Raw genomic sequence first — 25,296 nt, 5'->3', positions numbered from 1 at the left:
CGGGGTGAACCGGCCCCGGCCGAGCCGCGCGCCGGCGGGGAAGGCGGGCAGCCGCCCGGGCCGGGACGGCTCCGCCGGCACGAGCCCGCTCCCCTGTCCCCGTGGGCCGCCGCGCTGGTGACGCCGATCTACCGCGTCCTGTGCGATCCCGACGGCCGACCGCGCGCCATGCGCCGCACCGGCGCGTACTGACCGGGCCGGGCACCGCGCCCGGGTGCGGTGGTCAGGCCGGGCACCGGGCGGAGCCGCCCTGATCGGGCCGGGCACCGGACGGGGCCTCCCGCCCGGGGACCCGGCCCCGGGCGACGTCGGCCAGAGTGATCTCGGTGAGCAGCCGCTCCTCGTGGTCGCGGAGCGCACTCCACACCTCGGCCAGCGCCCCGGCCACCCCCGGGTACTCCCCCGGCCCGCCGCCCTCGGGCACCCCATCGATGATCATCACGACGTCGGCCAGGGTGATCTCCTCGGCCGGCCGGGTCAGCCAGTAGCCGCCGTCGGAGCCGCGCCGGCTGTGCAGCAGGCCGCCCCGGCGGAGCTGCAGCAGGATGTTGTCGAGGAACCGGCGCGGGATGCTCTGCGCCTCGGCGATCCTCTCGGCGGGCACAGGTCCCGGCGGCGCGGCGGCCAGCTCCACCGCCGCGCGCAGGGCGTACCGGGTCCGGGCTGAGGTCCGCACGGGCTCTCAGTCCGCGGCCTGCCGCAGGCCCCAGCGGCGGCGCAGCGCGCCGTCCGCCGCGCCGAACAGCATGTCCACCACGATGCCGATCACCAGGATCACGATCATCGTGGCGAGCAGGCCCGGGGAGTCGGCCAGCTCCCGGGCGTAGTGCAGCTGCTCGCCGAGGGACGGCTGGTTGGCGATGATGACCAGCAGCTCGCCGGCCATCAGGGAGCGCCAGGCGAACGCCCATCCCTGCTTGAGCCCGGCCAGGAACGACGGCAGGGAAGCCGGCATGATCACGTGCCGGTAGAGCCGGAGCCGCCGCAGGCCGAGCATGTGCCCGGCGCGCAGCAGGAGCGGCGGGGTGTAGTCGACGCCGGTGATGAGCCCGTTGGCGATGGACGGCGCCGCGCCGAGCACGACGACGAACATGATCGCGCTCTCGGTCAGGCCGAACAGCAGGATCGCCAGCGGGAACCAGGCGATCGACGGCATGGTCTGCAGGCCCGTGATGAGCGCGCCGACGGCCCGGCGGAGCGGGCGGATGCGCGAGACCAGGGCGCCGACGACGACGCCGGCCGCTATGGCCAGCGCGAACCCGGCGACCGCCCGCCGCATGGTGACGGTCAGCGCCGTGTAGAACTCGGCCTCACCGAGGCGGTGCCCCAGCTCCGCCAGGGTCGTCACGGGACCGGCGAAGACGTACTCGGGCCACCAGCCGGCCAGCACGACCAGCTGCCAGGCGGCCAGGACGAGGGCGACGGCGGAGGCGATCGGCCAGGCCCCGGCCCAGATCCGGGAGGCGGGGCCGCGCCGCCGCCGGACGGTCAGCTCCAGCGCGTCGAGCCCGGCCAGCTGCCGGGCGTGGGCGTCGCCCTGGCGGGCGCGGGCGTCAACGGCCATCTCGGGCCGCCTTCCGGGAGGGGCTCCCCACAGGAGGAACGCCGGGGACGGCGGGGTCAGCGGCCATGGCGCATGACCTCCTGGCGGAGCCGGTCGGTGATCTCGGCGGCCTGCCGGGCCACCTCGGCGGAGTCGGTGCGGCGGGGCCTGGGCAGGGTGACCGGGAAGTCCTCCACGACCCGGCCGGGGCGGCTGCTCAGCAGCACCACCCGGTCGCCGAGCCGTACGGCCTCGCGGACGTTGTGCGTGACGAACAGGACGGACAGGTTCCGCTCGCGCCAGATGCGCTCCAGCTCGTCGTGGAGCAGGTCGCGGGTCATCGCGTCGAGCGCGCCGAACGGCTCGTCCATCAGCAGCACGTCGGCGTCCTGGGCGAGCGCGCGGGCCAGCGCGACGCGCTGGCGCATGCCGCCGGAGAGCTCGTGCGGGCGCTTGGCGCCGAACCCGTCCAGGTGCACGGTCTCGAGGAACTCCGCGGCGCGCTCGCGGCGTTCCTTACGGGAGACGCCCCTGGCCCGCAGCGCCATCTCGACGTTGGCCGAGACGGTCAGCCAGGGGAACAGCGCCGGCTCCTGGAACATCATCGCCACCCGGCCGCCGTCGGCCTCGATCCGGCCCGCGGTGGGCCGGTCCAGGCCGGCCACGAGGGAGAGCAGGGTGCTCTTGCCGCAGCCGGAGGCGCCCAGCAGGCAGACGAACTCGCCGGTCCCGACCGTCAGGGAGACCTCGTCCAGGGCGAGCAGGCCGGTCCTGCCCTGGCCGTACATCTTGGAGACGGCCTCCAGCCGGACGGCGGGCTCGCGGCCCTCCGTCCGGCCTGCGGCCTGCTCCGTCGTCGGAGCGGTCACGTGCTCTCCTTCCCACCTTCGCCGGTCACTTGTCGGAGATCGGGGACTCGCCCTTGGCGGCGAGGACCTCGTTGAGGATCTTCAGGTCGTAGATGCCGGCGAGGTCCACCGGCTCGAGCAGCCCGACCTTGACGGCGTGGTCGGCGCTGCCGACCAGGGACGAGGCGATCGGGTCGTTGGTGAAGGTGATGTTCTTGAACGCGCGCTCGAGGACCTCCGGCTTGAGCGGCTTGCCGGTCAGCTTCTCCAGCGCGGCGTTGGTGGTCTTCGCGGCGTCGGCCGGGTCGGCGGCGATGAGTCCGTTGGCCTCGACGTGGGCCTCGATGAGCTTGCGCACCGCCTCCGGGTGCTCCTTCGCGAACTCCTGGCGGACGATCAGGTGGGTGATCACGAACTCCTTGCCCGGCCACAGGTCGCGCTCGTCGACCAGGACCTCGCCGCCGCTCTCGGTGACGAGCCGACTGGCGAACGGCTCGGGCACCCAGGCGCCGTCGATGTCGCCGGTGGCGAAGGTCTGGATGGTCTGGGAGTTCTCCTGCGGCACGATCGAGACCTCGCCGCCGCCCTTGGTGTCGGTCTTGACGCCCTTGGAGTCGAGCCAGTGGCGCAGCGCCACGTCCTGGGTGTTGCCGAGCTGCGGCGTGGCGATCTTCTTGCCCCTGAGGTCCTCGACGCCGTCGATGCCGGGCTTGACGACGAGGAAGACGCCGCCCGAGGCCGCACCGGCGACGATCTTGATGGCCTCGCCCTTGGACTTGGCCCAGGCGTTGATGGCCGGGTTGGGGCCGATGTAGGTGGCGTCGATCGCGCCGGAGAAGATCGCCTCGATCGCCGCGGGACCGGCGTTGAAGGTGCTGGTCTTCAGTGTCGTACCGGAGCCGAGGTGCTCGGCGTACAGCCCCTTCTCCACTCCGACCAGGGCGGTGGCGTGCGTGATGTTCGGGAAGAAGCCGAGCCGGACCTCCGCCGGGCCGCTCCCGCCGCCCTCCCCGGCCGCGGCGGTCGTCGCGGGCTCGGAGCTCCCGCAGGCCGCGGCCAAGGTGGTGAGCGCCAGGGCGGCCAGGGCGGCCACCGCTCCGCGGACCCTGCGAGCGTTCATCAGTTCTCCCTATTTCCCACTTATTTAGTAGACTTAGTGTGTTTATAGGGCCCGGACGGCCTCCCGTCAAGCCCCGACCGGGATCCGGCCCCGATCGCGCGCCCGGGACGGTCGCAGACGAGGACGTCCGGCCGGAGACCGAGCGCCCGCGCGATGGCGACCCTCTGGCGCTGCCCGCCGGAGAGCTCGTGCGGGCGCCTGCCCGCCAGCGCCGGGGAGAGCCCCACCCGGTCGAGCAACTCCAGCACGCGCTCCCCCGGAGCGCGCGGGACAGGCCGAGCAACGGCTCGGCAACCAGGCGCCCCACCGCGTGCCGGAGGTCGAACGACTCCAGCGGGTTCTGCGAGACCAGCTGGATCGCCGGCCGCCGGGGGCGGCGCGCGCGCTCGGGCAGCCCGCTCCAGCGCCGCCCGTGCAGCCGCACCTCGCCGCGCAGGGGGTCGAGCAGCCCGAGGATGAGACGGGCGAGCGTGGTCTTCCCCGACCCCGACTCCCCCACGATGCCGAGCGTCTCCCCCGGCCCAGAGTGAAGGAGACGTCGTCCACCACCCGGCGGGGGCCGTACGCCGCGGTCAGGCCGGAGGCCTCCAGCACCGGGACCGAGCGGTCCACCGCCCGCGGTGGCAGCGGGACACGTCCCGGCACGGGTGTGGACCCGGAGGGCGTGGACGGAGCCCCGGAGGGCGCGGGCGGCGGCGGCGCGGACAGGCGCGTCCCCCGTGACGCCGCCGAGGGCACGGCGGCCAGCAGGGACCTGGTGTAGCCGTGCCCGGGGTCCGACAGGACCCCGGCGGCAGGCCCCTCTTCCACGACGGTCCCGTCCTTCATGACGAGGATCCTGTCGGCGATCGAGGCCACGACGGCGAGGTCATGGCTGATCATGAGCAGTGCCGCGCCCGCCTCCTTGCGGCCGGCCGGCAGCCGCAGGATCTGCGCCTGCACTGTGGCGTCGAGCGCGGTGGTGAGCTCGTCGGCGATGATCAGTTCCGGACCGGCCGCGATGGCCGAGGCGATCAGCCCCCGCTGCCGCAGCCCGCCGGAGAGCTGGTGGGGGTACTGCCCCGCCCGGAGCGGCGGGTCCGGCACGCCCACGGCCTCCAGCAGTTCCAGGACCCGCTCCCCGCGCCGGGCACGCGGGACGGCGCCGTGCACGGCGAGCGTCTCGGTGATCTCGTCCCCGACGGTGCGCAGCGGGTCGAGCGAGACGAGGGCGTCCTGCAGGACCAGGCCCGCGAACCGCCCGCGCACCCGCCGCCAGTCGCGCGGGCCGAACGACAGGGCGTCCCGCCCCGCGATCCGCAGGCGGGCGGCGCCCACCCGCGCGCCGCGGCCGGCCGGCCCGAGCAGGGAGCGGGCCGTCACGCTCTTGCCGGAGCCCCACTCCCCGACGAGGGCCACGCACTCGCCGGGCGCGATCGTCAGGGAGACCCCGCGTACGGCCTCCACCCCCGCGGAGGGGAAGCCGACCCGCAGGTCCTCGGCCTCCACCAGGGGAACGGGCACGCCGGCCGAGGCCGCCGGCCGGGGCCCCATCCCCACGAAGCTGAGCCCGGAGGCGGCGATGACGGCCTGGCCGAGCCCGATGGTGGCCAGGACGGGGACCGGGCCGAGCACGTTGGGCAGCACGTGCCGGGCGACGATCCGGGCGCGGGCGTGCCCGAAGGTCACCGCCTGCTCGACGTGGCCGGCCCGCCGGACCACGAAGGTCTGGGCGCGCACCACCCGGGCGTAGGTGGGGATCTGCGCGACGCCGATGGCGAGGATCACGTTCCCGGTGCCCGGGCCGATGATCGCGATGATCAGGAGCGCGAGCACCAGCTCGGGAAAGGTGGCCAGCACGTCGAAGGAGCGGGCCAGCGCCTCGTCCGCCCACCGGGGCGCCAGCCCGGCGGCCAGGCCCAGCAGCAGGCCGGCGCCTGTCGCGAGCGCGGTCGCCAGGACGCCGATGCTGAGCGAGTGCCGTGCGCCGTGCACGACGCGGGAGAACACGTCCCGGCCGAGGTGGTCGGTGCCGAACCAGTGCTCCGCGCCCGGCGCCTCCAGCGCGCGCACCGGGTCGGCCGCCAGCGGGTCCGTCCCGGTGAGCAGGCCGGGCGCGGCGACCGCCACGGCCAGCAGGACGAGGAGGGCGGCCGGCACGGCGGCGGCCGGGCCGTAGGGTCGCGGGCGCCCCGCACGCGCGGGGGCGGCGGCAGCGGCTCCGGCGGCCATCAGGTGCTCCTCAGCCGGGGGTCGATGACGCGGTAGGCGAGGTCCGCGGCGGTGTTCACGCACACGTAGACGGCCGCCGAGAGCAGCACCACGGCCATGACCACCGGCATGTCCCGGCCGGTGACGGCCTCCAGCGCGACCTGTCCGAGGCCGGGGCGGCCGAAGACCGCCTCGGTGATGACGGTCCCGCCGAGCAGGCCGCCGACGATCCAGCCGGCCAGTGTGACGGCGGGCAGCAGCGCGTGCCGGAGGGCGTGCCGGGCGACCACCGCCCGCTCGGTCAGCCCCCGCGAGCGGGCGGTGACCGCGAACGGCTGCTCCAGCGCCCGTTCCAGGCCCTCGCGGAGCACCTGGCCGAGAGTCCCGGCGATCGGCAGTCCCAGGGCCAGGGCCGGCAGCACCAGCGCCGAGGCGTCCCGGTCACCGGAGACAGGGAACCAGCCGAGCGTGAAGGAGAACAGCGACAGCAGCAGGATCCCGATCACGAACGGGGGCACCGAGACCGCCATCAGCTCGGCGGCGGAGGCCGTACGGCGCGGCCACGCCGACCGGCCGGCGGTGGCGAGCGCGACGAGCAGGGCGAGCAGGACGCCGACGGCCACGGCGGCCAGGGCGAGCTTCGCCGTCGGCGACCAGGACGTCGACGGTGTCGCCGGGCGCCGCCAGCAGGGCGGCGTAGGCCGCGGTGGCCGCTGCCCAGAGCACGGCCAGCCCCGAGGCCGACCGCCGCAGCAGCGCCCGTGCGTGGCGGAGGTACGGCGTGCCCGTGCGCTGCCGGCTCATGTGCCCAGCGAGACGTCGTAGGCGCTGCCCGGGGTACCGGTGACGGGCGCGAACCCGATCCCCTTCACCTCGGCGCGGGCGGCGATCTGGTCGGCGGGCACGTAGAGCGGCAGGACGATGGCGTGCTCGGCCACGACCGCCTGCTGGACCTTGGCGTACAGCTCCTTGCGCTCGGCCTGGTCGGAGCCGGCGGCGGCCTCGGCCAGCCACCGGTCGACCTCCCCGTCGGCGAAGTGGGTGCGGTTGATGGCGGCGCCCAGCGGTAGGCCGGATTGCGCCGGTAGTGCACCTCCTGCCCCTGGACGTACCGGTCGAGGATGAACGGTCCGGTGCCGACGACGCCGGGACCGCCCGCCTTGAGGTCCTTGGCGCTCCTCAGCGACTTCGGGGAGACCTGCCCGGCGTACGGCGCGGACAGGAAGTCCAGGAAGAGCCCGTCGCGCTCCTTCAGCACGAGTTCGATCTCGTACGGCGCGACCACCTCCGCCCGGTCGAAGGATCGCAGCTGGATCGCGGCCACCGAGGGGTTGTAGCCCGGGGTGAGCAGCTGGTCGAAGTTGGCCTTCACCGCCGCGGCGTCGAACTTCTCCCCGTCGTGGAAGGTGACGTCCTCGCGGAGCTTCAGGGTGTAGGTCAGCCCGTCGTCGGAGACCTCCCACGAGGTGGCGAGCCAGGGCAGGAACCCGCCCTCCGCGTCCCGCGCGAGCAGTGCGTCGAACTGGTTGAACACCAGCAGCCTGGCCTTGTTCTGGGCCCACAGGTGGGGGTTGAAGGTGACGGGCTCGGTCTCCACGGCCCACACCAGGGAGCCGCCGGCCGCCGCGCCGCCCGCGGGCCCGGACTCCCCTCCGCCCGAACCGCACCCTGCGAGCGCCAGCACGGCGGCGAGGGCGAGGGGGAGCACGCCTCTGCCGAATCTTCCTCGGGGGAATCTCATCTTCTTCTCTCCTCGTCTTTCGGCCACGGCGTCTCAGGCCACGACGCGCAGGCGGGTGCCGGCCGCGTCCCGGAGCGCCGCCGGCGCGGTGCCGGCGCGCGCAGCTCCTCCAGGCGCGGCGCGGGCGGGCCCTCCGCCACGAAGGCGGAGAATCCGGCGAACCACGGGTCCGGGGCGAGCCGGCCCGCGGGCAGTCCCGCCAGCACGGCCCGCACGGAGCGCAGGCCACCGATCAGGGCGAGGTCCGCGCTGTGCGCCGGATCGCTCCGGCGTTCCAGGGCGGCCGCCAGGTAGCCGTCCATCCACCGCCGGAGCCCGGCCGCGTCGCCGAACCTGATGCCGTGGAGCGGGCGGTCGATCCGGCCGACGTCGAGGCGGTCGGCGACCGGGACGGCCCTCCGGCGGCCGGAGTCCCCGGAGCCACCGCACCACCGACCCTCCACCCCTCCACCCCTCCACCCCTCCGCCTCTCCGGCCCTCCGAATCCCGCACTCCCGGCCCGGACCCCGGCAGGGGCAGGCCTCCGGGACGGCGCCCCGATATCCCTAATTTCCTACCAATTGTGTTGACAATAGGCGGACGCCCTGCCTACGGTGCCACCGTGACGACCTCGGTTCTGCTGACCATCCGGGGCCACGTGGACTTCTGCCGCGTGGCCAGCGCGCTCTGTCGGTCCTTCCGTCCCCTCGCCCACCCCTGAACGGAAGGAAAGCAACCATGTCATCCCTCACCATCACCCCGGTCGCCGGCCGCATCGGCGCCGTGATCTCCGGTGCACGGCTCGGCGGCGACCTGCCCGCCGACGTCGTGGCAGAGATCCGCCTGGCCCTGCTCACGCACAAGGCGATCTTCTTCCGCGGCCAGGACCACCTCGACGAGGAGCAGCAGGTGGCCTTCGCCGGCCTGCTCGGCGAGCCGACCACCGCGCACCCGACCGTGCCCTCGCTCGACGGCAACACGCACATCCTCGACCTGGACTACAGCGGCGGCCAGAAGGTCGACCGCTGGCACACCGACGTGACCTTCGTCGACCGGCCCCCGCTGGCCTCGGTGCTGCGGGCCGTGCAGGTGCCGGAGGCGGGCGGCGACACGCTCTGGGCCAACACGGTCGCGGCCTACGAGCACCTCCCGGCCGAGCTGCGCGACCTGCTCGACCGGCTGCGGGCCGTGCACACCAACCAGTTCGACTACGCGAAGGTGGCCTTCTCCGACGACCCGGAGCGGGCGCGCCAGTACGCCGAGGTCTTCGCCTCCACCGTCTTCGAGACCGAGCACCCGGTGGTCCGCGTGCACCCCGAGACCGGGGAGCGCGCGATCCTGCTGGGCGACTTCGCCAAGCGCCTGGTCGGCCTGCCCTCCGAGGCGTCGGCCGCGCTCATCCGGCTCGTCCAGGAGCAGGTGACGCAGGTCGAGAACACCGTGCGCTGGAGGTGGGCCCCGGGCGACGTCGCGGTGTGGGACAACCGCGCCACCCAGCACCGGGTCGTGCACGACTTCGGCGACCGGCCCCGCCGCCTGCACCGGGTCACCGTCGCCGGGGACGTCCCGGTGGGCGTGGACGGCCGGCCGAGCACCGTGCTCACCGGTGACGCCACCGCCTACTCCCCCGTCGCCGCCTGATCCTCGCGACGCCCTCGGGACACTGTCGGCGAAGCAGATCGAACGGAAGCGGCCTCATGACCACAGATGTGGTCATGAGGCCGCTTCCGTTGTGTCGCTGGGACGCGCTTCGCGAAGGGCCGATCCAGAGGACCACGGCGGCAAGGCAGTCCTGGCTGTTCGTATGCCTGCCGCACTCCAGCCGCGCTCTGCGGCCTGCCAGGTCTCGCGGCCTGCAGGACCACAGCCCGGTAGAACGTCAGACGATGCCGAAATCCCGTCGACAAGGCCGTTTCCGGCCGCCTATGTTGCAGATCATGACAGAGAGCCCCGTCGGCGGTCGGTGCGACTGCGGCGCGATCGCCGGCCCGCTGGGCACATGCGTGGATTATTACCACGCCATCCTCTCTGAGGAGCAGACCGATCCTCACATGTACAGGTGGCACGCGCCTGTGGTCTGTGCGTATCTCCTGCAACATCCTTCCAGAGCTCACGAGAAGTACCTCGACGGTCAATTCCGCCAGCTGCAGCTCTACCTGGACAAGGGCCTCGACGCGCTGCTCCGCGTGGCGGCTCATCAGGTGGCGAGGAACAGGCACGGGGCACGGTCGAGCTACGACATGGCGCCGCTGGCGGCGTACGAGCCGCTCCCGCCGGGCGGGCCTCCCAGGCACTTCCGCGCTACGTTCTGCAGGTTGCCGTTCAGGGACGGCAGCTTCGTGTCCGCTGGGCATCTGGCATACGGACACCGCATCGAGGCCATCGCCGAAGCGACCGTGGAGTCCTGGAGATCCATCCAGGACTGATACTTGGGAGCACGCCCCGGGCGCCTCTGCGTGGCCTCGCCTCAGAGGCGGTCCGTGCGGCCCTCGGAGCGGCGCAGCGCCGCTGCCGGCAGGGGGATCGCGGGGAACGGGTTGTCGGGCGGCAGGACGACCCGGCGGGGGTTCTTCGCCAGCCCCGCGGCGTCCAGGTGGAGCAGCGCGGAGCCGATGCCCGCGGCGCCGGCCATGTAGCCGGTGTCCGCCGTCACCTCCTCCGGCCGGAGCCTCCGGTACGCCTGGTACCAGCGGTAGCCCCGGCCGTCGTGGCCGCTGGCACGGCCGACCAGGTCCTCGGCGAGCGTCCGGGCGAACTCCAGGTACGACTCCTCCCCGGTCGCGGCCCACAGCCCGGTGAACAGCTCCACCAGCCCGGCGGTGCCGCAGCACTGGCAGGCGGTGTTCCAGTAGCCGGCCGTCCGGCGGCTCGGCACGCCGCTGCGCACGACGCCGTGCGCGAGCCGCCGGACCCAGTCCAGATCGCCCTCGTCGCCGGCCACCCGGTACAGCTCGTAGAACATCCTCGCCACTCCCGCCGACCCCGAGCAGAACCCCAGGTAGTGCAGGTCACGCCCCTGCGGCACGTGATGCGGGACCAGGGCGCACCGCTCGCCCACCGCGCTGACCTCGCGGACGAATCCGGCGCCCCGGCGCGCGGCCTCCAGGAAGCGCCCGTCACCGGTCACGCCGTACAGGCGGGCGAGCAGGAAGGCGGTGCCCGCGGTCCCGGAGAGGAATCCGGGGGTGACGGCGTCGGCGGGCAGGTCGGGGCGGTCGCCGAAGCGGTGACCCGGCACCACGAGACGGGAGATGCGCCGGCCGGCCTCCGCCGCGATCTCCGCGTAGGCGGGGACGCCGAGCGTCCCGGAGGCGTGCAGCAGGCCCAGCACGATCCCGCCGTCGCCCCGCTGCGCCGGATCCCTCGACCAGCCGACGCCGTCGTCCAGCGGGCGCGCCGCGCGCACGATCCGGTCGGCGGCCCGGCGTGCCTCGGCGGCGAACTCCTCCCGCCCGGTCGCCCAGGCCACCTCGGAGAGGGCGAAGACCACGCCGGTCAGGCCGTGGTAGAGGGACAGGTCCGTCTGGTCGCGCCAGGTCGCCGCGAGGTAGCGGGCCCCGGCCCGCGCGTCCTCGAGGTAGGCCTCGTGGCCGGTCGCGGCGGCCAGGTCCAGGAAGAACAGCACGATGCCCGCCGCTCCGGCGTAGAGGGAGGCCGGCTCGGCGGTCAGGGCCGACCGGCCGCGCGGGTCCGGGTTGGCCCTCCAGTGCCGGCCGCGCCCGTCGTCGACGGCGGCCGACCGTATCCACCGCCCGGCCATGATGGCGGCGGTCAGCGGGGTCTCGGCGCGTGCGCTCGGCGAGCGGGTCTGATCCAGGCTCATGGCTAGATTATCCCACACACTTGGTAGGAAATTAAGGTAAACGGGGAGAGGGAGAGACGCGCATGCCCCTGCCCGGCTTCCTGGTCATCGGCGCCCCCAAGGCCGGTACCACGGCGCTGCACGCCGCGCTCCGGCGCCGCCCGCCGCTACCCGACCCGCGCCAGGGCCCGGCGGGCGTGGGCGCGGACGTCCGCGTCGCTGTCGGACAGGGCTCCGCGCAGCGCCCCGGCGACCTCCGGCCGCTCCGCCCAGGCGCCCAAGGCGAGCACGGCCGCCTTGCGCACGTCGAGGTTGGCGTCGGCGAGCGCGCCGACGAGCGGCCCGGCCGCGTGCTCGGGACCGGCCGCCCCCAGGCACCGGGCCGCGCCGACGCGCACCTGCCAGGCGGGGTCCGCGAGGGCCTGCACGGCCAGGTCCGCCAGCGGGGCGCCCACTGCCCCGGAGGACTCCAGCGCCTCCGCCCGCACCAGCGGATCCGGGTCCCGGGCGAGCACCGCCAGCGCCTCGGACGGCTTGCCGATCACGCCCAGTCCTCTCGCCGCCTGGACGCGGACCTCCCGAGAGGCGTCGCCCGCCGCGGCGGCCACCAGGTCGCACGCGTCGAGCTAGACCAGGCCCCGGATCGCCTCGATCCCGTCCTCGTGGTGAAGGGCAGGAAGCGGGCGTCCGCCTCCGCGTCCGGGTCCTCGACCCAGACCGCCTTGTCGGCGAACCAGCGGGTGCCGGTGGCGGCGTCGGGCACGTAGGCGGCGCGGACGTCCGCCGCCCCGTCCTCCAGCGCCTTCGCGACCGCGCGCAGCAGGCAGGTGGGGGTCGCCGCGGGCCGGGTGGCGCTCTCGCCGGCGAGCCAGAGCTCGGAGGCGGTGGCGGGGTCGTTCACCGGGACCCCGCAGACGGGGTCGGTGCCGGAGATCCGGGCCGGGTTGGCGGTGGAGGCGCTGTCGGTGTCGTAGGCCGGGCCGTACGCCTTGCGCAGGTAGGAGTCGTTGACGAAGCGGGACAGGTCCACCCCGGAGAAGCCGTCGCCGATGCGCTTGAGATAGGGCACGTCGTGCTCGTGGGCGGCCCGCAGCCGCGGTTTGAGGGTCACATCGAAGGTGGAGATGCCACCGGGGCCGTTGTAGAGGTAGACCACCTCGGGTGGGAGCCCGGTCTCCTCCGCGACGCTCTCGGCCGCCTGGAGCGGGTGCTCGTGCAGGTGGCGGGTGGCGTCGATCTGCGCCTTGAGGAACGCGTCGACGACCTCGGGGTGCTCCTTGGCTAGGCCGCGCGCAGCACGACGCCGTGGAAGGTCGGCACGTCCAGGGCGGCGCCGTCGTAGAGCAGGCGGGCCTTGTCCTGGAAGACGAGCAGGCCGGGCCAGGCGACGAACTGCGCGTACCCCTGGACGGTGCCGGCCTCCAGCGCGGAGGCGCCGACCGGCGGCTGCTGGTTGACCGTCTCGACCTCGCCCACCGGGTCGATCCCGGCCTTCTCCAGCGCCTGGACCAGGGTGCCGTGCCCGGCGGAGCCGACGCTGGCGGAGATCTTCGTCCCCTTGAGGTCGGCCAGGGTCTCCGCCTTCGCGTCCTTGCCGACGACGACCATGTTGAGCGCGCCGCGCAGGTTGTAGCCGGTGATGGAGACCAGCTCGGTGCGGGCCGAGTCGATGCCCTGCGTGCGGGAGGCGTTGATCAGCAGCGGGTAGTCGCCCATCGAGCCGATGTCGATCTTCCCGGTGCCGTCGCCGCCGTCGCCGCCCGCGGCCCCGGCGACGGAGCAGCCCGCGACGGTCAGCAGCAGGGCGGCCGCGGCCGCAGGTCGGCGACCTGCCTGGCGCGGTCGGCCCGGCGCCGCCGCGCCTCGGCCATGACGGGTACGGCCGTCGCCCTCTCCATGCCCGCCTCCCGGTGTCCGTCGACGTGATGACGGGCATAACCCTACTCAACCGATAGGGATAATCGTATAACAGTCGGATTGCGCCACTCATGATGCCGATTACACCTCTGCCACCTGGCCTTTCTCCGCCGGGACCTCCCGAACCGCCACCCCCGCCGCCTCAGTTCCGGCAGGACCCCCTCACCGAACCGGTACGCCTCCTCCAGGTGCGGGTAGCCGGAGAGGAAGAACTCCTCGATGCGCCGCGGATCCAGGAGATCTTCTCGGCCACCCGGGCGGGCGGCTCGCCCCAGGTGAGGTAGACGTCGGCGTGCGCGACGGCGACCGGCCCGGCCGCCGCGGAGGACCCGCCGAAGTAGATCTCGGGCACCGGGTCGGGCGGGACGGAGACCGTCGAGCCCTCCACCCGGTAGTGCTCCCCGGTGAAGTCGTACGGCTCGCCGCTCCAGGCGCCGCGCACGACGGACAGGAACTCCCCGGTGCGCGCGTACCGCTCGTCCTTCGGCAGGTGGTCTCCGAAGCGGCGCTGCTCGGCCGGGTCCCCGCCCGTCACGACGTTCAGCAGCAGCCTGCCCCGCGACAGCCGCTGGTGGGCGGCGGCCATCTGCGCGGCGAGCGTGGGGGACAGCACGCCGGGCCGGAAGGCCACCAGGAACTTCAGGCGCTCGGTCTCCCGGGCGAGGGCGGCGGTGACGAGCCAGGCGTCCTCGCACCATGTGCCGGTGGGGGTCAGCACGCCCTCGAACCCGAGCCGCTCGGCGGCGCGGGCGATCTGGGCGAGGTAGTCGATGTCGGGTTCGCGGAAGGACTCCGCGCCGCCGCTCCCCCGGCCCAGGCCGTACCCCCGGCGCGCCCCCTGCCCCGTGCCGACGAGTCCGCGGCTGTCGCCCGCGGTCGGCAGGAACCAGTGGAACCTCATGACGAAGCCTCCGCGTCCCGCCCGGACCGGCTGGGCGCCCCGCCCGCGTCCGGCCGGAGGAGACCGGTCACCGCCGCGGCCGTCACCGCGACGTCAGGACCGGGCCGGTCAGCTCAGCTCGTCGAGGTTGACCACGATCGCCTCCTGCGTGCTGCGCGCTATCACCACGATGGCCTCCAGCCTGCTCTGGTTCTCTCGGTTCGCCGGTCACCGGTCAGCAGCCACGCCTCGATCTCCCCGACGGCCGCCTGGAAGCGGGGCAGGGTCGCCAGCGGGCGGCCGAGGTTGGCGGGGGTGCGCTCGTTGAGGTAGCGCACCGGCCAGTCCCGGGCCGCGCGGGCGATGCCGTGGTAGAGCGCGCCCAGGACGACGTTGTTCCAGCCGAGGAAGGCGGTCCCGCGCCCGGCGGGCGGCGACCGTGGCGGGCAGGCCGCCCCGGGCCGGGCCTGGTTCAACCTGGACCGGATGTGGGCGGTCGCGCTGGTGGGCGCGGGCGTGCTCACCCTGCTGAACGCCCGAGGCACAGGCAATCCATGTATTCCCTATTGACTTATAGGTAAATCTGGGTCAGAGTCGGAACCGCGGGCGGCGGTGTGCCTCCGCCACCTCCTCCGGCCGCGCCGGCCGCAGGCCGGCGCACCTCCGCCCCGCACGGCGGCGGGCCCCGGGCCCACAGCCGCCTCCCGCTCGCCGTCCGGCGAGCCCGCCCCCTGGACGCGGGCGGGGGACCCGGGGGTGTCCCCCGCCCGTACCGCGGCGGCCCGCGAGGCCGCAGAAAGGCACTCCCATGAGTGAGTCGTCACCACCGCCGACGGAGCGCGAGAGCCGTACCGCGTTCAACGAGGACTGGGCCGCCACAGCCCTCGGCCTGGTCCTGCTCCTGCTGGTCGTCACCGGCGTGATCCCGACAGGGCTGGTGCCGTGATGAGCACCGGAGACATCACCGCCCGCCCCGAGGGCACCGCCGGCGACGCCGCCCGCGCCCCGCGGGCCGAGGGCGCCTCCCCCGCCCCGGCCTCCACCGCCTGGCACTGGCCCGCCCTCGGCGTCCTGGCCGTCCTGGTCCTCGCCGCGGCCACCCGCTACCTGGAGCAGAACGTCCCCGAGTGGTTCGCCGGGTCGGACCTGGCGGCGGCCGTCGAGTACCCCGTCTACGCCATCGCGCTGGGGCTGCTCGGCAACGCCGTCCTCACCGGCACCGGTCTGCGGGACCGCCTGGCGGGCGGGTTCCGCACGGAGTTCTTCATCAAGACCGGCCTGGTCCTGCTCGGCGCCTCGATCAACCTCAAGGTCATCGTCACCGCCGCAGGCCCCGCCATCGTCCAGGGCGTCGTGCTGATCAGCACGGTCTTCCTGTTCACCTGGTGGCTCGGCGGCAGGCTCGGCCTCGACCAGCGGCTGCGGGCCCTGCTCTCGGCGGCCGTGTCCATCTGCGGCGTCAGCGCCGCGATCGCCGCGGCCGGGGCCGTCCAGGCCCGGCGCGAGCAGCTCGCCTACAGCTCGAGCCTGGTCATCGCCTTCGCCCTGCCGTCCATCTTCATCCTGCCCGCCCTCGCCTCCGCGCTCGGGCTCAGCCCGGAGGTGGCCGGCGCCTGGGTCGGCGGCAACATCGACACCACCGCCGCCGTCACCGCCGCCGGAGCCCTCGTCGGCGAGGACGCCCTCACCGTCGCGACCATCGTCAAGGTCACCCAGAACGCGCTCATCGGCGTCGTCGTGGTCGCGCTGACCGCCTGGTTCGCCTTCCGCGTCGAGCGGCGCCCCGACGCCGCCCGGCCGGGCCTCGGCGAGCTGTGGCGGCGCTTCCCCAAGTTCGTGCTCGGCTTCGTCACCGCCTCGGTGATCGCCACCTGGTACCTGACCACCGTCCCGGCCGCCGAGGGCAAGGCCGTCATCGGCGTCGCGAACGACCTGCGGACCTGGTTCCTCATCCTGGCCTTCGTCAGCATCGGCCTGGAGTTCCGGGTCTCCTCGCTGAAGGAGGCCGGCTGGCGCCCCGTCGGGGTGTTCGCCGCCGCCACCGTCGTCAACGTCGTGGTCGCCCTGGGCCTGGCCGCCCTGCTGTTCAGCGGCTTCACCGTCGCCGGCTGACCCCGGCCCGCGGGAAGGGCTCCCTCCTTTCGACGGGAGGGAGCCCTTCCCGCGGGCGGGCGGGCCGTACCCGCCGGTGGGACCCCCTTACGAGTCAGAAAGAGAACATGAACCCGTGCACCACCACGTCCCCGGCGCCGGCCCTGTGACGGACTCCATGACGGACTCCGCTGCGGACTCCATGGCGGACGACGAACCCCGCGGGCCCGCCGCGGCCGCCCCCGCACCGCCCGCCGGCGTCCCGCACCGGCGCGTCGCGATGTCCGTCCTGCTCGGCGCGCTGACCTCGGTGGGGCCCCTCGCCATCGACCTCTACCTGCCCGCGCTCCCCCGGCTCGCCGCCGACCTGGGCGTGAGCGCCTCGGCGGCCCAGCTCTCGCTCACCGCGTTCATGGTGGGCCTCGGGGCCGGGCAGGTGGTCATCGGGCCGCTCAGCGACGCGTTCGGCCGCAGGCGCCCGCTGCTCATCGGGTTCGCGGCCTTCTGCGCGGTCTCCGTGCTGTGCGCGGCGGCCCCGTCCATCGAGGTCCTCGTCGCACTCCGCCTGCTGCAGGGGCTGACCGCCGCCACCGGCGTCGCCCTGACCAAGGCCATGGTCCGCGACCTGTACGGCGGGACCGAGGCGGCCAGGTTCTTCAGCATGCTGATGCTGGTGACCGGGCTGGTGCCGCTGCTGGCGCCGCTGCTCGGGGCGGAGCTGCTGCGGGTCACGCCGTGGCCGGGGCTGTTCGGGGTCCTCGCGGGGGCCGGTGGGCTGCTCTGGCTCTCCGCGCTGCTCGCCCTGCCCGAGACGCACCCGCGGGACCTGCGGACCGGGACCGCCCCCGGCGCGGTCCTGCGGCCGCTCGCCCGGGTGCTCGCGCACCGGGCGTTCCTCGCCCCCACGCTCACCGCGGCCTTCGCCAGCGGCGCGATGTTCTGCTACGTCTCCACCGGCTCCTTCGTCCTGCAGGAGGTCTACGGCCTGTCCCCGCGGGACTTCAGCCTGCTGTTCGGCGTGAACTCGGTCGGCATGGTCGCCTGCGGCCAGCTCGCCGGGCGGCTCGCCGGGCGCGTCCCGATGCGCCGGATGCTCGCGATCGGGCTGGCCCTGTCCGCCGCCGCCGGGGCGCTGCTGCTCACCGCGGCCCTCGCCGGCCTCGGGCTGCCCGTCGTGACGACCGCCCTGTTCCTGATGACCTCCGGGACGGGCATGGTCTACCCGATGGCGCTGACCATCGCCATGTCCAGCCAGCCCAGCTCCCGCGCGGGGAGCGCCTCGTCCCTCTTCGGCCTGACGCAGTGGACCATGGGCGGGATCACCGGCCCGGTGGCGGGTACCTTCGGCACCGGTTCCCTGACGCCGCTCGCCGTCACCGTCGCGGTCCTGGGCCTGGCGGGATTCCTGGCCGGGACCCTGCTCCTGCGCGCAGAGGCCTGAGCCGCGCGAGAAACCGGCGCACGGGGACGGGCCGTACGCAGCCGGGCGTACGGCCCGCCCGCCTCCCCGGCCGTGCGCGTACGGCCCGGCCGTGCATACGGCACGGCCCCGGGCCCGCCTGCGCGAGGCGGGGCCGGGGCCGGGTGCGCGGGAGACCGCCGGAGGTCAGGAGGCGGCGAAGGGGACCAGGGCCGTGCCAGCGCCGCCGCGCACCAGCCCGACGCCCGCCCAGAGGTTGGGCGCGACCTCCAGCCCGTCGCGGGAGCCGCCGTGCAGCCGGATGCCGAACCGGAGGATCCTGCCCTCGGCCGCGGCCAGGCCCCGGATCCACTCGCTCTTCTCCGCCACCGCGGCCGGGGGGGTCGCCCCAGGTTGTGGCGGCTGTCACCGCTGGTGGGCGGGAACCAGTGGAATCGCATCGGATGTCTCCGTCTCTCTGCGGGTGGGCGGTGCGGGCCGCGCAGGGTCATGCCGGGCCCTGCTCCCGTGCGCGGGACCGCGCGGGACCGCGCGGGACCCGGTGGCCCCGGGGTCCGCGCGGCCGTCACCTGCCGTGCCATGCCCGGGCCAGCAGCTCGTAGGAGCGCACCCGGTCGGCGTGCGCATGGGTGACGGTGGTGACCAGCAGCTCGTCGGCCCCCGTGACGCGCCGGAGCATGTCCAGCCCGTCGGCCACCGTCTCCGGCGAGCCGACGAACCGCGTGTCGAGGCGGTCGGCGACCAGCGCCCGGTCCTCCTCGCTCCAGACGTGGGCGTCGGCCTGCTCCGGGGTGGGGTAGGGGATGGCGCCCTGGCCGCTGCGGATGCTGCGCACCCAGAGCCCGTACGGCTTGGCCAGCTCCCGCCCGGTGGCGTCGTCCGCGGCCACGACCGCGTCCGCGGAGACGATCACGTACGGCTCCGCCAGCGCCCGCGAGGGTTTGAACGCCGCCCGGTATGCCTCCACGGCCTCCAGCACGCCGGACGGGCTGACGTAGTAGTTCGCGGCGAACGGCAGGCCCCGCTCCCCCGCGACCTGCGCGCTCCGGCCGCCGCTGCTGCCCAGGATCCACAGCTCGACGCCGGCGCCCTCCCCCGGTACGGCGTGCACGGGCAGCCCGTCGGGCGAGCGGTAGGTCCCGTTCAGGAAGGCGGCGATGTCGTCGACCTGGTCGGCGAAGTCGGGGGTGCGCGCCCCCGGCTGCTGCAGCAGCGAGGCCTGGAAGGCCAGCCGGGGGGAGGTGACGAGCACGGAGTAGTCGAACGGGGGCGGGATGAGCAGGCCGTCGACGACCCGGCTCTCCCTCCCCCGTCCGGCCGCGGGTCCGGCGCCGCCCGGGCGGGGGTCCGCCGAGCCCGTGACCGGGCCGCGCTGCTCCGGCACCGCCTTCCCGGCCTCCTCGGCCCGGCGCTGTCCGGAGCGGCCCAGGCCGAGGTCGATCCGGCCGGGGTGGAGGGCGTCGACGAGGCCGAACTGCTCCACCACGTCCAGCGGCGTCCGGTGGCCGAGCTGCACGGCTCCGGAGCCGACCCTGATCCGGCTGGTCACGGCGGCCACCAGGGCGATGAGCACGGCCGGGGCCGAGCTGGCCACCCCGGTGGCGAAGTGGTGCTCGGCCAGCCAGTAGCGGTGGTAGCCGTACTCCTCGGCGCGGCGGGCCAGGTCGAGGGTGTTGCGGAGCGCGTCCGGCACGGTGCCGCCGGCGGGGACCGGCGCAAGGTCGAGGATCGAGAGCGGAACGGTCATGACGTCCCTCCGGGGAACGGCCGGCTGGGGATCTCCTTGCGCAGCACGGGGGCGATCTCTGCCTGGAACAGCTCCAGCGCCCCGCGGTGCCGCGCGGGGGTCAGGCCGCCCGCGTCGGCCTGCAGGTGCATGACCTCGTGGCCGAAGCGCCCGTGGTAGCGCAGGACCTTGTCGATGATCTGCTGGGGGCTGCCGACGAGGATGGAGCCGCGTTCGACGGCGTCCTCCAGGGTGGGGAAGACCGGCTCGACGCCGTGCCGGGCGAGCAGCGCCGTCCGGGCGTCGAAGATCGGGCGGTAGGTCTCGATCGCCTCCTGGGAGGAGGGGGCGCTGTAGTAGCCGGCCGTGCCGGCGCCGACGAGGGCGTCGGCCGGGTCGTGGCCGTGGTGCGCCCAGCGCTCCCGGTAGTGGTCGATCAGCTCGGCGTAGGGCTCGATGGGGTGGGTGACGTTGGCCGAGAAGAGCGGGTCGCCGTACCGGGCGGCCAGGTCCACCGACTCCCTGCTGGTGGCGCTGCCGTGCCAGACGCGGATCTCCCGCTGCAGGGGGCGCGGCCCCGTTGCCCTTGCCGATGATCAGCTCCAGGCGCCCGCCGGACAGGTGGTCGAGGGTGGCGTAGTCCTCGAAGGCCCGCACTGGGTCCAGCAGGCTCAGCGTGGTGACGGCGGTGAAGAGCCGGATCGCGGAGGTGCGGGCGGCGATGTGGCTGAGCACCACCGGCGGGGCGGAGGACAGGAACGGCCGCTCGTGCCGCTCGCCGACGCCGAAGCCGAAGCCGTCGAAGCCGAGCTCCTCGGCGAGGACGGCGTCCGCGACGACCTCGCGGAAACGCTCGGTGGTGGACGTCGTCTTCCCGGTGACCGGGTCCGGACCGTGCGCGATGAGGGTGATGAGCAGGAACTTCACGGCGTCACCGCCCCGGCGTACCGGTTGGCGGGCCGGGGCAGGCCGAGCAGCCCGCGCAGGGTGCGCGCCTCGTAGCCGGCGTGGAAGGCGCCGCGCCTGCGCAGGCCCCGGTCAGGCCGCGGGTGACGGCCTTCAGGTCGTACGGCAGGCTGCCGGGGCGCAGCCGGTAGCCGTCGATCCCGGCCTCGCGCCAGTCCAGCAGCAGGTCGGCCAGCTCCTCCGGGGTGCCGGTGAACACGGCGGCGTCGGAGGTGAACTCGGCCCCGTCCAGCTCGTCGAGGCGCGCCTTGCGCGCGGCCGCGTCGCTTCCCAGGAAGACGACGAGGTCGGCGAAGACCTTCAGCGGCTTCCCTTCGCGGGGGGGCGGACCTGACCTGTCCGACGATGGACTCGGCGTGGCCGCGGTCGTGCGGGGTCACGTCCACCACGTCGGCCGCCTCCTCGAACAGGTCGGCGAGGAGCTCCGCGTCCGGGGCGGCCGGGTCGAGCTCGGGGATCTCGCGGCGCCCGACGTTGCCGGCCTCGGCCCGGCGGGCGGAGACCCTGGGCCGCCACCCGGCCCGGCCGCCGCTGACGTGGTCCAGGGTGGCGATGCCGACGGCGACGTGGAACGGCTCGGTGTGGGTGGTGGTGGCGGTGGGGACGAGCCCGATGTTCCTGGTGAGCGGGGCGAGCCGGGCGGCGAGGAGCACCGCGCCGAAGCGGCCGCGGACCTGGTCGGTCCGCTCGTCCACGGCGTCGGGCAGGCTCGTCTGCAGCGCGAGGGAGTCCTCGATGGTGACGAAGTCCAGCAGGCCGCGCTCGGCCTCGGCGACGAGCCCGGCCCAGTAGCGGGCGCTGAACAGCTTCTCCGGCCGGGCCGTCACCTGCCGCCAGGCCGCCGGGTGCCAGCCTGCCCCGTCGAGGGCGACGGCCAGGTGGAGTGGTCGGATCATGATGCTTCTCCCAGTGACGCCGCGGTGGCGGGGGCGCCCGGGACCGCCGGGGTCACCGGGGTCACGGCACGCGGCTCGGCTAGGCCGAGGTGGTCGCGGAGGGTCCTGCCGGTGTGCTCGGTGCGGAAGACGCCGCGCTCCTGCAGGAGCGGGACCACCCGGTCCACGAACTCGTCCAGGCCGCCCGGGGTCAGGTGCGGCACGAGGATGAAGCCGTCGGCGGCCTCGGCCTGCACGAACTCGTCGATCCGCCGGGCGACCGTCTCCGGGGTGCCGACGAACGACTGGCGGCCGGTCATCTCGATGACCAGCTCGCGGATGGTCAGGTTCTTCTCCCGCGCCACCGCCCGCCACCTGGCAGCGACCGCGGCGCGGTCGGCGAGCCGTACCCGGCCCTCGGTGACGTCCCGGTCCGGCTCGGGGTCGACGTCGGGCAGCGGCCCCTCGGGGTCGTAGGCGGACAGGTCCCGGCCCCAGATCTGCTCCAGGAAGGCGATCGCGTCTGGGGGCCGACCTGGAGGCGGCGGATCTCCGCGGCGTTCTCGGCGGCCTCGGCGTCGGTGTCGCCGAGCGCGAACGTCGCCGCGGGCATGATCTTCAGGTCGCCGGGGCGGCGGCCGTACCGGGCCAGGCGCCGCTTGGCGTCGGCGTAGAAGGCGCGGCCGTCCTCCAGTGTGCCGTGGCGGCTGAAGACGACGTCGGCGGTGGAGGCGGCGAACTCCCGCCCCTCGTCGGAGTCACCCGCCTGGATGATCACCGGGTGCCCCTGCGGGGAGCGCGGCAGGGTGAAGTGCCCGTCGACGGTGAAGTGGCGGCCGGAGTGGCGGACGGCCCCGATCCCGCCCTGCCGGACGAAGATCCCCCTGCCGGGGTCGGCGACGACCGCGCCGGGCCGCCAGGAGTCCCACAGCGCGCGGGCGACCCCGACGAACTCCGCGGCCCGCGTGTAGCGGTCGGCGCGGTCGAGGAAGCCGCCGCGCCGGAAGTTCTCCCCGGTGAAGGCGTCGGAGGTGGTGACCACGTTCCACGCGGCCCGGCCCTCGCTGAGGTGGTCCAGGGTCGCCAGGCGCCGGGCCAGCTCGTAGGGCTCGTTGAAGGTGGCGTTGACCGTGCCGGCCAGCCCCAGCCGCTCGGTGACGGCGGCCAGCGCCGACAGCACGGTCAGCGACTCGGGGCGGCCGACGACGTCGAGGTCGTGGATGCGTCCCTTGTGCTCGCGGAGCCGCAGGCCCTCGGCGAGGAAGAAGAAGTCGAACCGGCCGCGCTCGGCGGTCCGCGCGAGGTGGACGAAGGAGGAGAAGTCGATCTGGCTCTTCGAGCGGGGGTCGGCCCAGACCGTGGTGTTGTTGACGCCCGGAAAGTGCGCCGCCAGGTGAACCTGTCTGCGGGGTGGGCCCGCAGGAGTGGGCATCGGGAACGCTCCTCGACATCGGTGGCCGGGAGAGGGGCACCCGGCCCCGGTGACGCGCGGGGTCCCCGGTCCTCTCCGGTTCCGGCCGGGGCGGCCCGGGCCACGCACAGGGCTCAGCTCCCGGGGCGGCCCGGGCCACGCAGAAGGCTCAGCTCCCGGGGCGGCCCGGGCCACGCAGAAGGCTCAGCTCCCGGGGCGGCCCGGGCCACCCAGAAGGCTCAGTCCCCGATGACCCGGGCCACGCAGAAGGCTCAGTCCCCGATGACCCGGGCCACGCACAGGGCGAAGTCGCCCGGCGGGTCGGTCCACCAGCACTCCAGGGCGAAGCCGGCCCGCTCCAGCTCGGCGCGCACGCCCTCCCGCCGGAACTTGGCGGAGATCTCGGTGCGGATCTCCTCCCCCGCGCCGAGGACCAGCTCCAGGTCCAGCTCGGGGATGCTCACCCGCTGCCCGTCCACCGGGCGCAGGCGCATCTCCATCCACTCCTGCCCGGCGTCCCAGGCCGCGACGTGCTCGAACGCCTCGGGCACGAAGTCGGCGCCCAGCTCGCGGTTGATCACGCGCAGCACGTTCCGGTTGAACTCCGCAGTGACGCCGCGCGCGTCGTCGTAGGCCGCGACCAGCCGGTCCGGGTCCTTGACCAGGTCGAACCCGAGCAGCAGGGAGTCGCCCGGCTCCAGGACCGAGCGCAGCCCGCCGTAGAACGAGCGGCGCCCTTCCGGGTCCAGGTTGCCGGCGGTCGAGCCGAGGAACGCGACCAACCGCCTGCCGCCGCCGGGCAGCGCGTCCAGGTGCCGCTCGAAGTCGGCCACCAGCGCCCGCACCGCCAGGCCGGGGTACTCGGCGCCGATCCGCCGGGCCGAGGCGACGAGGAAGTCGCCGCTGACGTCGACCGGCACGTACCGCCGGAGCGTGCCTGCCGCCCGCAGCGCGTCGAGCAGCAGCCGGGTCTTCTCCCCCGATCCGGCGCCCAGCTCGATGAGGGTCTCCGCGCCGGTCGCCGCCGCGATCTCGCCCGCGCGCTCGCGCAGGATCGCCTTCTCGGCGCGGGTGAGGTAGTACTCCTCCAGCCGGGTGATCTCCTCGAACAGCTCGCTCCCCCGCTCGTCGTAGAACCATTTCGGCGGCAGGCTCCGCGGCGGCGCCGCCAGTCCGTCGTAGACGTCCTGGCGCAGGGACTTGGCCAGGTCGTCCGGGGTCAGGTGGCGCTCGACAACGGGTCCGTGCATACGACCTCCTCGATAGGGCGGATGACGACCCCGTGCGCGTCCGCGGTGACGAGGGAGCCGTCGGGAACCGGCCGCCAGCGGGTGTCGCCGTCGAAGGGCTCGGAGGCGATCACCACGGCCTCGCCGGTGCGCCGGACGTACAGGCTGTCGCCGCGGGCTGTCGCGGCCAGCCGCACGCCGTCGGTGGCGAGCAGGTTGTAGCGGCCGGGGCTGAGGGCCGAGGCCCGCGCGGTGACGTGCGCGAGCGCCTCGGCCAGCGGCCGGCCCCGCCGCCAGAGCCGTACGGCCATGCCGAACAGCAGCGCGGAGTCGACCGGGGCGCGGACGTCGGGGACGGCGGGCTCGGCCTCGCGGCGCAGGGCCTCCTCCACCCCGGCGAAGCCGTCGATCCTGCCGTTGTGGCTGAACAGCCAGCCGTCGCAGGTGAACGGCTGGGCGCAGGACTCGTCGACGGGGAACTCCGGGGTGGCGCTGCGCACCGCCGCGAGCACGCAGGCCGCCGGGACCACCTGGGCGACCTCGGCGAAGGAGGCGTCGGCCCACATGGGCATCGCCCTGCGGTAGCGGACCGGGCGGGGGCGGCCGGGATGGTACCAGCCCACCCCGTACCCGTCGGCGTTGACGAGGCCGTGCCTCTGGCGGCGGGGCGCGTAGGACTGGACGAGCAGCGACTGCGCGGGGGCGTGCAGCAGTTCGTGCAGCGTGACCGGCACCCCGAGGTAGGCGAGGTGGCGGCACACTAGGCGGCGTCCCGGGCGCAGCGGAACCCCGCGAAGATCTGCCGCCGGACCGGGAGGTCCCAGTTGCGGAACGTGGCCCGGGCCACCGACGGGTGGGTCGCCCACGAGCCGCCGCGCAGAACCTTGTACCCGTCGCCGAAGAAGACCTCGGAGTACTCCGGATAGGGGAAGGCGCGGAAGCCGGGGTAGCCGGTGAAGCCGGTGGCGGTCCACTCCCACACGTCGCCGACCATCTGGTGGCAGCCGTACGGCGAGACGCCCGCGGGGAACGCGCCGGCCGGGGCGGGGCGGAGCCTGCGCTGGCCGAGGTTGGCGTGCTCCGGACCGGGTCCGGCGTCCCCCCAGGGGAAGCGGCGGGAGGCGCCGGTGGCCGGGTCGTGCCGGGCGGCCTTCTCCCACTCGGCCTCGGTGGGCAGCCTCTTGCCGGCCCAGCGGGCGTAGGCGTCCGCCTCGTACCAGCACACGTGCTGCACCGGCTCGTCCGGCGGGAGCGGCTCGATCCGGCCGAACCTGCGCCGCGCCCACCGCCCGCCCTCCCGCGTCCAGAAGGCCGGGGCCCGCTTGCCGGACCGCTCGCGCCACTCCCAGCCGGCGGGCGTCCACCAGCGGGGCCGGTCGTACCCGCCGTCCTCCATGAACTCCAGGTAGGCGCGGTTGGTGACCGGGCAGGCGTCGATCCAGTAGGCGGGCAGGCTCACGGTGTGCGCGGGACGCTCGTTGTCGTAGGCCCAGGGCTCCGGGCAGGAGCTCAGGCCGCCGTCCGCGGCCCCGGCCGGTGGTCCGGCGGCGCCGCGGGG

General features: G+C 74.7%; 28 protein-coding genes and 3 pseudogenes. 6 read left to right on the top strand and 25 right to left on the bottom strand.

The annotated features are described in order from the left end of the window. Window positions 1-192: hypothetical protein (locus tag ACFOWE_RS13085; RefSeq protein WP_377287545.1), on the top strand; the 192-nt coding region annotated here is incomplete at its 5' end. 31 nt (window positions 193-223) lie between these two features. Here ACFOWE_RS13085 and ACFOWE_RS13080 read toward each other — a convergent pair. The 10 genes and pseudogenes from ACFOWE_RS13080 to ACFOWE_RS13035 all read right to left on the bottom strand — a co-directional run bounded on the left by ACFOWE_RS13080 (window position 224) and on the right by ACFOWE_RS13035 (window position 7,885). Next, entirely contained in the window at window positions 224-676 is a 453-nt protein-coding gene (locus tag ACFOWE_RS13080; RefSeq protein ID WP_377287544.1) for an RrF2 family transcriptional regulator, read from the bottom strand. A gap of 6 nt (window positions 677-682) precedes the next feature. Then, on the bottom strand, window positions 683-1,564 hold the full coding sequence (locus ACFOWE_RS13075) for an ABC transporter permease (RefSeq protein WP_377287543.1): 882 nt from the start codon (window positions 1,562-1,564) through the stop codon (window positions 683-685). Between the two features lie 56 nt (window positions 1,565-1,620). Then, complete coding sequence (locus ACFOWE_RS13070; RefSeq protein ID WP_377287542.1) at window positions 1,621-2,412, bottom strand: ABC transporter ATP-binding protein; 792 nt, start codon at window positions 2,410-2,412, stop codon at window positions 1,621-1,623. Between the two features lie 25 nt (window positions 2,413-2,437). Then, window positions 2,438-3,511, bottom strand: a complete 1,074-nt coding sequence (locus tag ACFOWE_RS13065; RefSeq protein WP_377287541.1) for an ABC transporter substrate-binding protein — start codon at window positions 3,509-3,511, stop codon at window positions 2,438-2,440. A gap of 20 nt (window positions 3,512-3,531) precedes the next feature. Then, a complete protein-coding gene (locus ACFOWE_RS13060) occupies window positions 3,532-3,738 on the bottom strand; it encodes an ATP-binding cassette domain-containing protein (protein ID WP_377287581.1) in 207 nt (68 codons plus the stop codon). A gap of 167 nt (window positions 3,739-3,905) precedes the next feature. Continuing rightward, a pseudogene (locus ACFOWE_RS13055) lies at window positions 3,906-4,010 on the bottom strand (ATP-binding cassette domain-containing protein); the annotation flags it as partial. A 521-nt stretch (window positions 4,011-4,531) separates the two neighbouring features. Further along, window positions 4,532-5,722: pseudogene (locus tag ACFOWE_RS13050) on the bottom strand (ABC transporter permease subunit); the annotation flags it as partial. After that, window positions 5,722-6,324 (bottom strand): ABC transporter permease, encoded by a 603-nt coding sequence (locus ACFOWE_RS13045; protein WP_377287540.1) that lies wholly within the window; start codon window positions 6,322-6,324, stop codon window positions 5,722-5,724. The pseudogene ACFOWE_RS13050 and the gene ACFOWE_RS13045, both read right to left, overlap by 1 nt. A 245-nt stretch (window positions 6,325-6,569) precedes the next feature. Then, window positions 6,570-7,409, bottom strand: coding sequence for an ABC transporter substrate-binding protein (locus tag ACFOWE_RS13040; RefSeq protein WP_377287539.1), 840 nt, complete (start codon window positions 7,407-7,409; stop codon window positions 6,570-6,572). A 29-nt stretch (window positions 7,410-7,438) separates the two neighbouring features. Then, entirely contained in the window at window positions 7,439-7,885 is a 447-nt protein-coding gene (locus ACFOWE_RS13035; RefSeq protein WP_377287538.1) for a hypothetical protein, read from the bottom strand. A gap of 274 nt (window positions 7,886-8,159) precedes the next feature. Here ACFOWE_RS13035 and ACFOWE_RS13030 point away from each other — a divergent pair, with 274 nt between their 5' ends. Continuing rightward, a complete protein-coding gene (locus ACFOWE_RS13030) occupies window positions 8,160-9,062 on the top strand; it encodes a TauD/TfdA dioxygenase family protein (protein WP_377287537.1) in 903 nt (300 codons plus the stop codon). Window positions 9,063-9,358: 296 nt separating this feature from the next. Then, window positions 9,359-9,847, top strand: a complete 489-nt coding sequence (locus tag ACFOWE_RS13025; protein WP_377287536.1) for a DUF5946 family protein — start codon at window positions 9,359-9,361, stop codon at window positions 9,845-9,847. A gap of 41 nt (window positions 9,848-9,888) precedes the next feature. Here ACFOWE_RS13025 and ACFOWE_RS13020 read toward each other — a convergent pair whose 3' ends face one another. The 6 genes from ACFOWE_RS13020 to ACFOWE_RS12995 all read right to left on the bottom strand — a co-directional run bounded on the left by ACFOWE_RS13020 (window position 9,889) and on the right by ACFOWE_RS12995 (window position 14,565). Beyond that, window positions 9,889-11,244 carry a lanthionine synthetase LanC family protein gene (locus ACFOWE_RS13020; RefSeq protein WP_377287535.1) on the bottom strand — a complete coding sequence of 452 codons (1,356 nt, stop codon included), beginning with the start codon at window positions 11,242-11,244 and terminating at the stop codon, window positions 9,889-9,891. 146 nt (window positions 11,245-11,390) lie between these two features. Then, window positions 11,391-11,831 (bottom strand): HEAT repeat domain-containing protein, encoded by a 441-nt coding sequence (locus ACFOWE_RS13015; protein WP_377287534.1) that lies wholly within the window; start codon window positions 11,829-11,831, stop codon window positions 11,391-11,393. After that, window positions 11,765-12,379: a hypothetical protein gene (locus tag ACFOWE_RS13010; RefSeq protein ID WP_377287533.1), complete on the bottom strand. Its 615-nt coding sequence runs from the start codon at window positions 12,377-12,379 to the stop codon at window positions 11,765-11,767. The genes ACFOWE_RS13015 and ACFOWE_RS13010 overlap by 67 nt, the downstream gene beginning before the upstream one ends. 125 nt (window positions 12,380-12,504) lie before the next feature. Next, the gene (locus tag ACFOWE_RS13005; protein WP_377287532.1) at window positions 12,505-12,939 is read right to left on the bottom strand and encodes an ABC transporter substrate-binding protein; all 435 of its coding nucleotides are present in this window, start codon (window positions 12,937-12,939) and stop codon (window positions 12,505-12,507) included. Window positions 12,940-13,282: 343 nt separating this feature from the next. Continuing rightward, window positions 13,283-14,041 (bottom strand): LLM class flavin-dependent oxidoreductase, encoded by a 759-nt coding sequence (locus ACFOWE_RS13000; RefSeq protein ID WP_377287531.1) that lies wholly within the window; start codon window positions 14,039-14,041, stop codon window positions 13,283-13,285. Between the two features lie 161 nt (window positions 14,042-14,202). Continuing rightward, on the bottom strand, window positions 14,203-14,565 hold the full coding sequence (locus tag ACFOWE_RS12995; protein ID WP_377287530.1) for a hypothetical protein: 363 nt from the start codon (window positions 14,563-14,565) through the stop codon (window positions 14,203-14,205). 263 nt (window positions 14,566-14,828) lie between these two features. On the opposite strand from ACFOWE_RS12995, the gene ACFOWE_RS12990 reads away from it, so the two are divergent. The 3 genes from ACFOWE_RS12990 (at window position 14,829) to ACFOWE_RS12980 (ending at window position 17,552) form a co-directional block, all read left to right on the top strand. Then, a complete protein-coding gene (locus tag ACFOWE_RS12990) occupies window positions 14,829-14,966 on the top strand; it encodes a hypothetical protein (protein ID WP_377287529.1) in 138 nt (45 codons plus the stop codon). Next, window positions 14,966-16,132, top strand: coding sequence for a YeiH family protein (locus tag ACFOWE_RS12985; protein WP_377287528.1), 1,167 nt, complete (start codon window positions 14,966-14,968; stop codon window positions 16,130-16,132). Before ACFOWE_RS12990 ends, ACFOWE_RS12985 begins: the two co-directional genes overlap by 1 nt. A 157-nt stretch (window positions 16,133-16,289) precedes the next feature. Then, complete coding sequence (locus tag ACFOWE_RS12980) at window positions 16,290-17,552, top strand: multidrug effflux MFS transporter (protein ID WP_377287527.1); 1,263 nt, start codon at window positions 16,290-16,292, stop codon at window positions 17,550-17,552. A gap of 165 nt (window positions 17,553-17,717) precedes the next feature. Here the strand turns inward: ACFOWE_RS12980 and ACFOWE_RS12975 are convergent, their stop codons facing one another. The 9 genes and pseudogenes from ACFOWE_RS12975 to ACFOWE_RS12935 form a co-directional block, all read right to left on the bottom strand. After that, window positions 17,718-17,900, bottom strand: coding sequence for a hypothetical protein (locus ACFOWE_RS12975; protein ID WP_449301210.1), 183 nt, complete (start codon window positions 17,898-17,900; stop codon window positions 17,718-17,720). A 196-nt stretch (window positions 17,901-18,096) separates the two neighbouring features. Next, window positions 18,097-19,278 (bottom strand): LLM class flavin-dependent oxidoreductase, encoded by a 1,182-nt coding sequence (locus tag ACFOWE_RS12970; RefSeq protein WP_377287526.1) that lies wholly within the window; start codon window positions 19,276-19,278, stop codon window positions 18,097-18,099. Continuing rightward, a pseudogene (locus tag ACFOWE_RS12965) lies at window positions 19,275-20,184 on the bottom strand (LLM class flavin-dependent oxidoreductase). Before ACFOWE_RS12965 ends, ACFOWE_RS12970 begins: the two are co-directional and overlap by 4 nt. Next, complete coding sequence (locus tag ACFOWE_RS12960; RefSeq protein WP_377287525.1) at window positions 20,181-21,119, bottom strand: LLM class flavin-dependent oxidoreductase; 939 nt, start codon at window positions 21,117-21,119, stop codon at window positions 20,181-20,183. The pseudogene ACFOWE_RS12965 and the gene ACFOWE_RS12960 overlap by 4 nt, the downstream one beginning before the upstream one ends. Next, entirely contained in the window at window positions 21,116-21,463 is a 348-nt protein-coding gene (locus ACFOWE_RS12955; RefSeq protein ID WP_377287524.1) for a hypothetical protein, read from the bottom strand. Before ACFOWE_RS12955 ends, ACFOWE_RS12960 begins: the two co-directional genes overlap by 4 nt. Further along, entirely contained in the window at window positions 21,442-22,530 is a 1,089-nt protein-coding gene (locus ACFOWE_RS12950; protein WP_377287523.1) for an NtaA/DmoA family FMN-dependent monooxygenase, read from the bottom strand. Before ACFOWE_RS12950 ends, ACFOWE_RS12955 begins: the two co-directional genes overlap by 22 nt. Before the next feature lie 251 nt (window positions 22,531-22,781). Further along, complete coding sequence (egtD, locus tag ACFOWE_RS12945; protein WP_377287522.1) at window positions 22,782-23,759, bottom strand: L-histidine N(alpha)-methyltransferase; 978 nt, start codon at window positions 23,757-23,759, stop codon at window positions 22,782-22,784. Further along, window positions 23,729-24,499: an ergothioneine biosynthesis protein EgtC gene (gene egtC / locus ACFOWE_RS12940; RefSeq protein ID WP_377287521.1), complete on the bottom strand. Its 771-nt coding sequence runs from the start codon at window positions 24,497-24,499 to the stop codon at window positions 23,729-23,731. Before egtC ends, egtD begins: the two co-directional genes overlap by 31 nt. Next, window positions 24,499-25,296, bottom strand: a 798-nt coding sequence (locus tag ACFOWE_RS12935; RefSeq protein WP_377287520.1) for an SUMF1/EgtB/PvdO family nonheme iron enzyme, incomplete at its 5' end; no start/stop codon positions are given. The genes egtC and ACFOWE_RS12935, both read right to left, overlap by 1 nt.

Origin of the sequence: Planomonospora corallina, from assembly GCF_042650625.1 — a bacterium.
GTDB classification, from domain to species: domain Bacteria; phylum Actinomycetota; class Actinomycetes; order Streptosporangiales; family Streptosporangiaceae; genus Planomonospora_B; species Planomonospora_B corallina.
The sequence above is the reverse complement of the archived record's forward strand: the minus strand, read 5'-3'. Positions and strand labels throughout refer to the sequence as shown.